This window comes from Bacillus sp. Marseille-P3661 (genome assembly GCF_900240995.1).
Lineage (GTDB): Bacteria > Bacillota > Bacilli > Bacillales > Bacillaceae_J > OESV01.
Genome location: NZ_LT965957.1, coordinates 26257 through 37729, shown reverse-complemented (window position 1 = coordinate 37729; position 11473 = coordinate 26257). Strand labels below are relative to the sequence as shown.

The window sequence follows — 11473 nt, the reverse complement described above, 5'->3', positions numbered from 1 at the left end:
TAGTGTGGAAGAGTGATTAATAAGATATAGTATAAGTGAAAAAGGCTGAAAAAATCATCTATCCACTTTTCCATTTATCTTGTAAGATGGAACATATAGGAAAAAAATTGAGCGGGTGATGAATACTTGGAAAATAAGAGCCATATGAACTGGGAGTTCGAAACGATTATGCAACATACACAAGATATCCTTGTGATTGTCGACAAAAGCCAAATCGTACAGTTTGTCACACCATCGTTAGAAATGATCTTAGGCTATCGTCCGGAAGAATTCGTAGGACAAAATGCATTTACACCGGTTTTTTCTGAAGACCGCAATAGACTCATCACTTCGCACCGAGAAGTTGTTGCTTATAAGGAGCCGCGGGTAGATGAATATCGAGTGTTTCATAAGAGTGGTGAACTAAAATACCTTGAATCAAGAGTCATGCCTATTCCAAATGATTCGGACGAACTTGTGGTGGTCTCCATAAGGGACATTACCTTACGAAAATCGATAGAATCTGAGCTTGAAAAGCGGAAGAATCGATATCAATTCTTACAAAATCAATTAAAATATTACTCACAAGATTTATCCATGGTCTTGAAGGTTTCTGATTTAAATAACAGGCTGATCCAAGAATTAAATACTGTCATCCCAGACGCTGAACCATCCATCGTCATCTATCATCATGATACGAAAAGGTTTGAAGGGTATTGTCCTAATGGATTACCTGCTTGTATGCCAGCATTAATAGTTGGGAAGCCCCAGTATGATCACGATTTGTTACATATTTTAATAGGCGAACGTAAGGAAAGAGCTCACATTCTCTCCATTAAGAAATCATCACTTAATGAATCAATGGATTCCATCTGGTTTGAGACGTTCATTTTCTATACGGTGATGGTGTTTGAAAGTCTAAATGTCATTGAAAATTTAATGGATCAGTTGGAAAATGTCCTTCAAAAAAATGAGAAACCACAATGGATGTTAAGATTATTGTTTAATTTGTCTGAGAAGCAAAGAATGGAATTATCAAGTGATTTACATGACATCGTGTTACAAGAACAACTGCAGCTTTATCAAAATCTTGATGTTATTTTACAAGAACATCATTTTGAGGGAGAAGTAACCCATCAACTTAAAGGAATTGAACGAGGGATATTGGATTCCATACACCAAATTCGAATGACTTGCAATGAGCTCCGACCACCCATGTTAAGGGAAATGGGTCTTTTAAAGTCGTTAAAAGATTTAGTTGAATATACGGAAGTAACGTCATCCTTTACAATAAAATTTGCAACGGAACATACAGAAAGTCTTGTTTTAAATGAAGAAGAAACAATCGGGATTTATCGCATTGTCCAGGAACTACTTAACAATGCAGTGAAACACTCACAAGCTAGCAATCTACACTTTCATATAAATAGATTTGGAAACATGTTTCATTTGCATTATAAGGATGATGGCAAAGGTTTCGAAACTGAAAAATTGACCCCAACCTTCAAAAGTATAGGACTTACAGGTATGAGAGAACGGGTAAAAAGCCTCGGCGGTAAGATTGAATTCGAATCTGAGCCTGGAAAAGGGTTGCGGGTTAGGGTGGCAATACCGACTACTCTCTAAAGTCCGACACATATGATAGTTGAACGATAAGCCTTCGAAAGGGGTTTATTTTTTTCTTGAAAAATTTATTGAAGGAATCGCTAAAAAGCTTTCATGGGCCCCTATTTTTTAGGAGCGTATCTTTTACCTTTTTTGTTAAAAATCACCGATCACGCAAGATTTTTTCGGTTCGTGGCTTACCATTTTCAGTTAAACTAAGATTAGAAAGAGAAGGGTTGGTGGTGTTTTATGAAAGACAAAGAACAATTTTTTGAAACCATCCTTAAGTTTACAAGTGATGTACTTATGATTTGTGATCGTAATCGTCATGTTGTATACATTACCCCCAATGCATATGAGATCTCGGGTTATGGACCTGAAGAATGGAAAAATAGAGATACCTTTTTCTTTCTTCATCCCGAGGATAAGGAATACATGCTCAAGAGGCATCGAAACCTGCTTACATCCCAACAAAAAAGTTCCTCAGAGTATCGAACCATTAAAAATAATGGGGAAATCATGTATTGCGAGTGTAAAACAACACCGCTTCCAGATACAGAGAATTACCTTCAAGTTGTGTCGATGCGCGATATTACGGAACGCAAGCGGATGCAGATAGAGCTTGAATACCATAAGAATCGTCATGAAGTCTTACAAAATAGCTTGAAGAATTTTTCGAATGACCTTACTTCGGTAATGAAACTACCTGACCTTGAAGATCGGCTGATTAAAGAGATAGAGGCTATTCTTCCAGGTTCAAATCCTATTATTCTTACTGCTTTTCCAACTGAAGCAAGAGACTTAGTTGATGGGAATATAGTGAGAGGTTCAGGTAAGCTTTTCATAAAAATAGGGGAGCGAAGGGAGCATCCCTATATCCTTTCACTGCAAGCATGTGCTGTTCGTGAATCAATGGAGACCATATGGCTGGAAACTCTCGTTTATTATGCCATGACGCTTTTTGAAAATCTAAATATGATAGAGAATCTTATGCATCAAGTAGAGACAGAGACACATAGAAAAGAAACACCACAATGGCTGCTGCGGATGATGTTTCATATACAGGAGCAACAGAGATTGACGTTATCAAGTGACCTGCATGATACCGTATTACAAAATCAAATTGACTTATATCGAAGACTTGAATCTGTACTACAACGAAATGAAATTGAAAAGGAAGCGAAATCAAAGCTTATTAAGATTGAACAGGGGCTGCTCGATATCATTCATGAAATACGAATGACTTGTAATAACCTACGCCCTCCTCTTTTAAGAGAGTTGGGACTTGAGAGGTCATTGGAAAATTTGTTTGAGCATATCCAACTGACTTCCACCTATAAAATTAATTTTACATCAGAGGGCCTCAATGCACTTTCTTTAAGTGAGGAAGAAACCATTGGAATGTATCGAATCGTTCAGGAATTACTCCATTATGCCGAAGAGGTTTCAAAAGCTACTGTTGTTACCATTGATTTTCATTATAAAAATGAGGGTTTGAAAATGGTCTATAAGGATGATGGTGTCGCGATTGTTAGCGATCCAGCTAATATGAGATTAGCAAGCGTCAGCCAGAGAGCACAAAGTCTTGGAGGCGAGGTTGAAATGACATCAAAACCTAGTCGAGGCTTCTGCGCCACTGTGACCCTACCTCTAAACGGTATAGCAACCATACACCCCTACCCACACAAAAAAGGCGCTCACACGCAAGATTATTTCGGTTCAAGATAGACATCATTAAGCTAAACTATAGTAGAAAGACCAAAAATAGGCGGTGTTTTCATGAATTACGACCAACAATTTTACGAAACCATTTTGAATCACACGAGTGATATGCTCTTAATTGTTGATCAAAATCGTCATATTATCTACGCGACTCCTAGTGTATATGAAATAACAGGATATAGCCCTGAGGAATTAAAAGATGTTGACGTATTTATCATCGTACATCCCGAAGATAGAAAATTTATGGAACATAGACATAAACAGTTAATGGATTCTGGAAAAAATAATTCAATAGAATATCGCATGGTTCAAAAAAGTGGTGAAATACGGTATTTCGAATGTAGGACAACACCGCTACCTAGTACAGAACATTATCTCCAGGTTGTCTCGGCAAGAGATATTACAGAACGAAAGCGAATGGAATTGGATCTTGAATATCATAAAAATCGCCATGAAGTCTTACAAAATAGTTTAAAAAACTTTTCCAATGATCTTACTGCGGTTATGAAACTGACCGATCTTGAAGATAGGATGATGAAAGAGTTAGTTACCATTCTCCCATACTCCAACCCTAGGATCCTTACATCTATTCCTAGAGGTGAAATCAATCTATGCGACGGCAAAATGATAAGGGTCTCAAACAGCATTTTTATCAAACTGGGAGATCGAAAGCAGTGCCCTTATATCCTATCACTTGAAGCGAATGCTGTTTGTGAGTCAATGGAATTAACTTGGCTGGAAACATTGGTCCATTATTCTGCCATGGTGTTTGAAAGCTTAAACATGATTGAAAATTTAATGGAGCAATTAAGTACAGCCTCAACTAGGAAAGAAACACCGCAATGGGTGTTACGCATGATGTTTAACCTACAGGAACAGCAGCGAATGACATTATCTAGTGATTTACATGATACGGTTCTACAGGATCAAATTGACTTATATCGCAGACTCGAATCTCTATTAAAACAATATGAAATTGAAAAAGAAGCAAAATCCAAGCTAATCAAAATTGAACAAGGTTTGCTAGATATCATTCATGAAATTCGCGTGACCTGCAATCATTTACGTCCACCTTTTTTAAGAGAACTGGGGCTTGAAACCTCGTTAGAAAATTTGTTCGAGTATGTCCAACTGACATCGACTTATAGAATCCATTTTACGTCCGAGGACCTCTCTAGACTTTTGTTAAGCGAGGAACAAATGATTGGAATGTACCGTATTGTTCAGGAATTCCTTCACCATGCAGAAGAATACGCGAAAGCTAGCGTAGTAGAATTTGATCTCTTTGAGGAGCATGAGGTATTAAAGCTGGTCTATCATGATGATGGAGTATGGTTTGATAATGGGGTAGGGAGTTCTGATTCCACCAATATAAGATTAGCAAGTGTTAACCAACGAGCGCAAAGTCTTGGAGGGAAAATCACGCTTACCCCTATCGAGGGAAATGGGTTATTAGCTGAATTGGAACTGCCTATCCATCTTGAAAGGAGTGTAATCTAATGGTTAATATTTTAATTGTAGACGATCATTTGTCGATCATCGAAGGAACGAAAATGTTATTAGAGCAAGAACCTGATTTTGAAATTACGGTTGAGAATAGTTCATTAAATGCGATGAATTTAATCAAGCTCAAACATTATGATGTGCTACTATTTGATTTATACATGCCGCACCTAAATGGACTAGAGTTAGCTAAACAAGCACTTAGCTTTAATACTGATTTAACGGTGTTAATTTACACAGGCTTTGATATCAAGCCTCATTTTAATATGCTGGTGGAAGCTGGTGTTTCTGGGTTTCTGTCAAAAACATCATCAAGGGATGAATTAGTTGCCGGGATTCGGAGTGCACTAAGGAAGCAAGTCATCCTTCCGCTCTCATTAGTAAGAGAATTGCGACGGCCAGGGATCGTCTCGGATCGTTCGAATTCAAATGAAAAAGTAGTGTTAACCTCCAACGAAGAACAAATTCTTTCAGAGCTTTCGAAAGGGAAAAGCACAAGAGAAATTGCGTCCACATTGGCGATGAGTCAGAGATCCTTAGAATATAATTTAACCGCACTTTACCAAAAGTTTGGTGTACGTACAAGAGTCGATACCATTGCAAAAGCCAAGAAACTGGGGTTAATTCCAGAGGAAGAATTAAAATAATTACTAAAAAACTATCAGGAGTTCCTGGTAGTTTTTTTTGTGCTTTTCTTCGTGTCTGTCCTGATCCCGCAAAATCCTGTCGTGCCACCACATCAGATTGCGGTGTTCCTCGAAAAACTATGCGGTGGTTTACTAATGTGTTGCGGTTTTGTAAGGGTTGTCCCTTAGTAGAATGAGGATATAGAAAACAATAAGCCAATGAGATGAGCGACAGGGTATTGCCTCCTGTGAAATATCCATTGGAAGGGAGAGGACATCACATTATGAAGGAAAAAAAGAAGTGGAAGAAAACAAGAACATTTATGAAGGTTGCTTTTGGATTCCTGCTACTCTTTTTTGCAATAGGTTTTACCTATCAGGGGATCAGTGTCTCAAGGGAGAAGAAGACGAACACAGCAGTTGGAGAGCTGCATGAGGTATACGGAAATAACATGCATATTTACAAAGGAGGAGAAGGGGACTCGACCGTTGTGTTTCTTTCTGGATGGGGTACTGCCAATCCATATGTAGATTTCTATCCGCTCTATGAAAAGCTTGAAAAAGACACAAAGTATGCAGTCGTTGATCGATTCGGATATGGTTATAGTGAAATGACGGATCGAAAACGAGAGATTGACAATATTGTAGAGGAAACTCGGGTCTTGCTTCAAAAGTCGGGTCTAGAAGCGCCCTATATTTTGGTAGGCCATTCCTTAGCATCCCTAGAGACACTGAGATACGCACAAAAATATCCGGAGGAAGTGGCAGGAATCGTTTTACTAGATGCTGGTAATCCAGAATTTTATGCCAAGCAAAAACCAGCTACATGGTTTTCGCAAGTCACACACTTTCTCCGTACATCCGGTGTATTAAGAATGCTGCTAGCTATTAACGACGAGCTTTTAAATGGAACACGTAACAATCTAGAGTTTGTTCCGGCTCAATTGCAAGAAATCGATAGGAGGTCGAACCTAAGTCTGATTGGAAATAAAAACGTAACCGATGAGATGCGACAGATCCAAAACAATACGGCAAAAGTGTTAGAACAAAAAAGTGTAAATGCACCGCTAACCGTGCTAACAGCAGACAGCTTTGGTGAGATCAAAGCAGACTGGCTTGAAAGTCAGAAAGCATTATCTACTTGGTCTCCGTCGGGGAAGCATATCGTTCTGGAAGACGCCAATCATTCAGTCCATCAATATCAACCGGATTTAATTGCAAATGAAATATTGAGTTTGATAAAACAGTAGACATTCAGTTTTCAGTGTACGTAAATCTAGCGGGGGTTCTCCATCAGTCTGCGGTAATACCTCAAAAACTGTGCGTTAGACCTCCAGAAAGACTGCGGTTTGATAGGGTCCGGTCTTCACTACAATGAAAACATAGAGATGAACTATGAAAATAAAACAATTTCTAATTGGAGGTAAAATTATATGATTACAGTTTCAAATGTTTCAAAAGTGTATTCTTTAGAGTCAGGTGATTTCCATGCATTAAAGGATAATCATCTACACGTTCGTAAAGGAGAATTTGTTGCGATCATGGGGCCCAGTGGATCTGGAAAGAGTACTTTACTCCAGCTCTTAGGAGGACTTGATCTGCCAACATCTGGACATATCGTAGTGGATGGAGTTGAAATCAATACATTAGATGAAAAAGAACGTACTTTATTCCGTCGTACAAAGATTGGTTTTGTTTTTCAGAATTACCAACTGCTGCCGATGATGACGGTGGAGGAAAATATTGGGCTTTCACTTCATGCCAATCATGCTCCAAAAGCAAAAATAAAATCCGTTGTGAAGCAGTTGCTTTCAGATGTAAACCTTCAAGGGAAAGAATTAGCATTTCCCTCCCAGTTAAGCGGGGGACAGCAGCAGCGGGTTGCGATTGCCAGGGCGCTTGCGATGAAACCGGGCTTACTATTAGCAGATGAACCGACTGGTAATCTCGATCAAAGAAATGGCGAAGACATATTGAGACTTCTATCAAAGCTATGTAAGGAAGAACAAATAACAGTTGTGATGGTGACTCATGACAGGCAGGCTGCGGAAGTGGCAGACCGAATCATCCAGGTAAGAGATGGATTCATTGTAGAAGACAACCACAAAGGAGGAACTCGACATGAAACAGTGGAAAATCGCATGGCGTAATTTAATGCGGCGAAAGATGCGGACGTTTCTGACGATTATGGCTATCATGATTGGAGTTGCCTCCACCTTTGGCGTAATGGCAGCGGTGGATACAGCAGAAAAAGCATTTCCTATTTATCTAAAGGAAGCAGTTGCTAAGGCAGACTTTACGATTGCAAGTACAGATGCTTATTTTTCCGAAGATGTTCATAAGCAGATATCTCAAAGTAAGAATTACTCAACTGTCGCTATGTTAAAAGAAAATGCAGGATTCGTGACAAAGGAAAAGGGGATTTCCGCTATTCAAAAACGAGTGGTTATCACGGGCTACAGCGAGCTTGGTACATCTGTTACAGATTTTAAGGTGATTGAAGGCAATTTAAAAGCTAATGGTGCGGTGATCACTGATCGAACCGCAAAGGTTTGGGGGGCTGATCTCGGCGAAAACATTAGCTTTGATACCGACCGTGGAGTTAAAGAAATTGAGGTTACCGCGATTGTCAGGTATACCAAAGAGTTAATGGGTCCGTCCAGCTGGAATATGGCTAAATATCATCATTGGGCAGTGGCTCTACCTTTGCCGGTCGTACAGGACTGGTTTGATCAACATGGAAACATTCAAATGATACAGGTTAAAGCAGATAATCCAAATCAACTCGATGATGTTGAGCATGAACTAGCTCACCTGGTTAAAAGTCATACAGAGCTCTTTCTGCAGCCGATTGTCGTAAATTTTGATACAGAGTTTAAAGATCTTAATACTTTCTTCTTAGCACTTTATATTGCAGGATTCCTAGGCATCGCACTAAGTGCCTTTATCATCCTAAACTCCTTATATGTGAGTGTCAAAGAAAGAAGAAATGAATTTGCGGTATTGAAGACAATTGGCTATACCCCTAGACAATTACAAGCTATGGTTCTCACTGAAGTTACTCTTGTTGCCATCATTGGAACGGTAGCAGGTCTGATAGCCGGTTATGCTCTAGGGCATGGCTTGAAACAACTCATCTTCATGGTATATGGCGTAGAAAGCAGCAGTTCGATGGTACTGGCAACCGGCTTGCTGGTATCAGCAGTCGCTGGCTTACTCGTTCCTATTCTTGCAGCATGGTACCCAATTCAGCAGGTAGGGAAGGTTAGCGTAATTGAAGTGTTGAAGGAGAACAAAGCCGAATCACAGGGCACTAATAAGTGGTTGGGGATTGTTGGAGTATTGCTGATCTTTTCAAGTTTCTTTATCAAGCATTTGCTGTTAGTTCTGCCGCTTATGATTGGAATCGTCTTACTGTTTCCATATCTGTTCAAACTATTTAGTCTGCTCTTAAAAGGGTTTTATGGTCTTGTTTTCAAATTTTCAGGAGAACTGGCGATTCGAAATTTAAATCGGAATATCAGTCGTACTTCCATTACATCGGTCATTCTTTGTCTTGGCATAGCTATGATCGTATTAATGAGCTCATTAAATTCAGCATTGCTGCAATCGTACGAAAGTGCGATTCACAAGAACTACGGTGGGAATCTAGATATTATGTTTCACCATATTGAAAAAGAGGATTTAGATACTATTAAGAATATAGAAGGTGTCGCAGATGCAACGACCTATTCTTTGCAAGGAATCATCTGGAACATGGATGGTGAAAAACGGTTGCTCCCTATCTTTGGAGTAGGGGCAGAATGGATTGACAGCTTCCAGTTGTTTACCGTTTCAAGCGGTTCACATAGTGAATTAATTAAGAACCTAAAAAGTGATGAAATCATCCTCGATGAAACCTCATTTAAAGCGTGGGGCGGGAAAATTGGGGATAGCATTAGCTTAGAAACGTTGGAGGGAGAGAAATCCTTTAAGGTAGCAGATGTGGTATACACCATGAAAAACAGCGGCTATAGCGCGTTTATGCATGAGGACCATTTTAGAAAGAATTTTGGAGTTAAATTTGAGCGAAATGCGTTGGTGATTAAGGATGAACAAACGAGCCCTCTGCAATTAAGAGAGAACATTTATGACCAATTCGGTGAGAGAATTGAAGAAATGTGGGGCCCTGAGGATTGGGCGTCGATGGTCGGAAGTACGATTACAGGAGCTTTTAGCATCGTGAATGTTCTTGTTATTCTAGGCATTATCGTTTCTGGTATTGGAATTACGAATACCTTGATGATTAACATTTTGGAAAGGGTCCGGGAAATCGCGATGATGCGTGCAGTAGGGGTTACACGAAGTCAGATTATTAAAATGATAGTACTAGAAGGCTTTGGGATCGGTCTTTCTGCAACCACCATTGGAATTCTTTTTGGGATTCTCTTAATCTATCTAACCTCAGGTTTTGTAGAGGTTAATTCGTTAACATTTGAATTTGGAGTTTCACCGCTGATTCTGTCCATTATATTCTTGTTTGGAATTTTGCTCAGCTTAATCGCAAGCTTCACACCATCAAGAAGAGCGGCAAAAACAAAATTGAACGGGGCGTTGCGATATGAATAAGCTTATAGCATTAGTAGGATTGTTGACCATGCTGCTTACAGCCTGTAGTGCGAATCCTTCCTGGGAAGATGAGAAAAACATCGAGGTGAGTGACCGGATTATAACCGAAGATGTTACGGTCGAATGGGAGCTTGATGACAATCAGGCTTCTGAAGAAGGAACGCTCATTCGTCTTGTTATCAAAAATCAAGATGAACCTATTAAAGGCTTTGATGTCAATCATGAAAAATTACTTCACTTAATCATCGTAAGCAAGGATCTGTCGTATTTTAACCATGTCCATCCTGAATACAAAGGCGAAGGTGAGTTTGAAATTCATAATGATTTTCCTGCTGGTGGAGAATATCGAATGGTAGCCGACTTTAAACCGACCGATGGCAGTTCTATGAGTAAGATGGAATGGCTAAAGGTTGGCGGGGACATTCCGCAGCCAACAAATGTTGCCGTAGATACCAATCTAGAAAAAGCAGTGGATGGTAAAAAGGTATCTTTAACAGTTGAACCAACTCTCGTAGCAGGGAAAGAACTAACCTTAACGTTTACTCTAAGTGATGAAAAGACAAATCAGCCAATCTTTGACCTCGAACCTTATCTAGGATCAATTGGGCATGTTGTGATCTTTTCAGAAGATGGTGAAAAGTATTTACATGTTCACGCACTGGAAAACCAAGGAAGCGGACCCGAAGCGTCATTTGAGACTACATTTCCGGAAAGTGGAGTTTATAAGATATGGGGACAATTCCAAAAGGAGGGTAAAGTGTTTACGATCCCTTTTGTTGTAAAAGTTCCTTAAAATGGTATTTGTTATAGGTGCCAGACCCTCAGTAGAGTAAAGCGTTAGTTTACCGGGGGTCTGACACTTCCCCCTCAATTTGATGTCAACTATCAGAAGGGGATCATTTTTGTAGAATCCAATTTACTGTAAGAACGAAGTAGGAAGGAGTGCTTATGATATAGTCATTATTTACAAATTTGAAAAAAAATTCCTAAATATTATTCCTATAAATTGCTTCAAATAATAATAGTATTAAAGTCTAATTCACAATATATCTTTAAATATTTGGGATTGGATGGAGTGTTGGTTGTCATTTCTCCGGCGTGGCGGAATTGGCAGACGCGCACGACTCAAAATCGAGTTCCTTCTGGAGTGTCGGTTCGACCCTGACCACCGGTACTTTTGATTAATTTGAGTTGAATTTAGAAACTGTAAACACTCGGAAATGTTGATATATCAATATTTGTGGGTGTTTTTCGTTTATTGTAGTCAATATTAATTTTAGCCAGAGTGATCACTTCTTTCAGAGTTATTTCAATATTGAACATTTCCTAGACCATTAGCATTGTTTCCAAATGAGCATTCACTCTTTAATAGTGGTTATATACTTTTTATACAATTTCTAAAACAAAAGAATACAATGATTTGCTTTTTC

Annotated in this window: 8 protein-coding genes and 1 tRNA gene; all 9 read left to right on the top strand. The window is 39.1% G+C overall.

Going from position 1 to position 11473, the window contains the following annotated elements:
* Positions 1 to 126 precede the first annotated feature (126 nt).
* Entirely contained in the window at positions 127 to 1605 is a 1479-nt protein-coding gene (locus C1724_RS21260; protein WP_258000489.1) for a PAS domain-containing sensor histidine kinase, read from the top strand.
* 228 nt (positions 1606 to 1833) lie between these two features.
* On the top strand, positions 1834 to 3312 hold the full coding sequence (locus tag C1724_RS21250; protein ID WP_102348797.1) for a PAS domain-containing sensor histidine kinase: 1479 nt from the start codon (positions 1834 to 1836) through the stop codon (positions 3310 to 3312).
* 51 nt (positions 3313 to 3363) lie between these two features.
* On the top strand, positions 3364 to 4806 hold the full coding sequence (locus tag C1724_RS21245) for a sensor histidine kinase (protein ID WP_102348796.1): 1443 nt from the start codon (positions 3364 to 3366) through the stop codon (positions 4804 to 4806).
* Positions 4806 to 5456, top strand: a complete 651-nt coding sequence (locus tag C1724_RS21240; protein ID WP_102348795.1) for a response regulator transcription factor — start codon at positions 4806 to 4808, stop codon at positions 5454 to 5456. The genes C1724_RS21245 and C1724_RS21240 overlap by 1 nt, the downstream gene beginning before the upstream one ends.
* Before the next feature lie 263 nt (positions 5457 to 5719).
* A complete protein-coding gene (locus C1724_RS21235) occupies positions 5720 to 6685 on the top strand; it encodes an alpha/beta fold hydrolase (protein ID WP_180994395.1) in 966 nt (321 codons plus the stop codon).
* Between the two features lie 183 nt (positions 6686 to 6868).
* Positions 6869 to 7585 carry an ABC transporter ATP-binding protein gene (locus tag C1724_RS21230; protein ID WP_102348793.1) on the top strand — a complete coding sequence of 239 codons (717 nt, stop codon included), beginning with the start codon at positions 6869 to 6871 and terminating at the stop codon, positions 7583 to 7585.
* 4 nt (positions 7586 to 7589) lie between these two features.
* Complete coding sequence (locus C1724_RS21225) at positions 7590 to 10043, top strand: FtsX-like permease family protein (RefSeq protein WP_258000488.1); 2454 nt, start codon at positions 7590 to 7592, stop codon at positions 10041 to 10043.
* Positions 10036 to 10836, top strand: coding sequence for a hypothetical protein (locus C1724_RS21220; protein WP_102348791.1), 801 nt, complete (start codon positions 10036 to 10038; stop codon positions 10834 to 10836). Before C1724_RS21225 ends, C1724_RS21220 begins: the two co-directional genes overlap by 8 nt.
* Positions 10837 to 11136: 300 nt before the next feature.
* A tRNA-Leu gene (locus tag C1724_RS21215) sits at positions 11137 to 11217 on the top strand.
* Positions 11218 to 11473 lie beyond the last annotated feature (256 nt).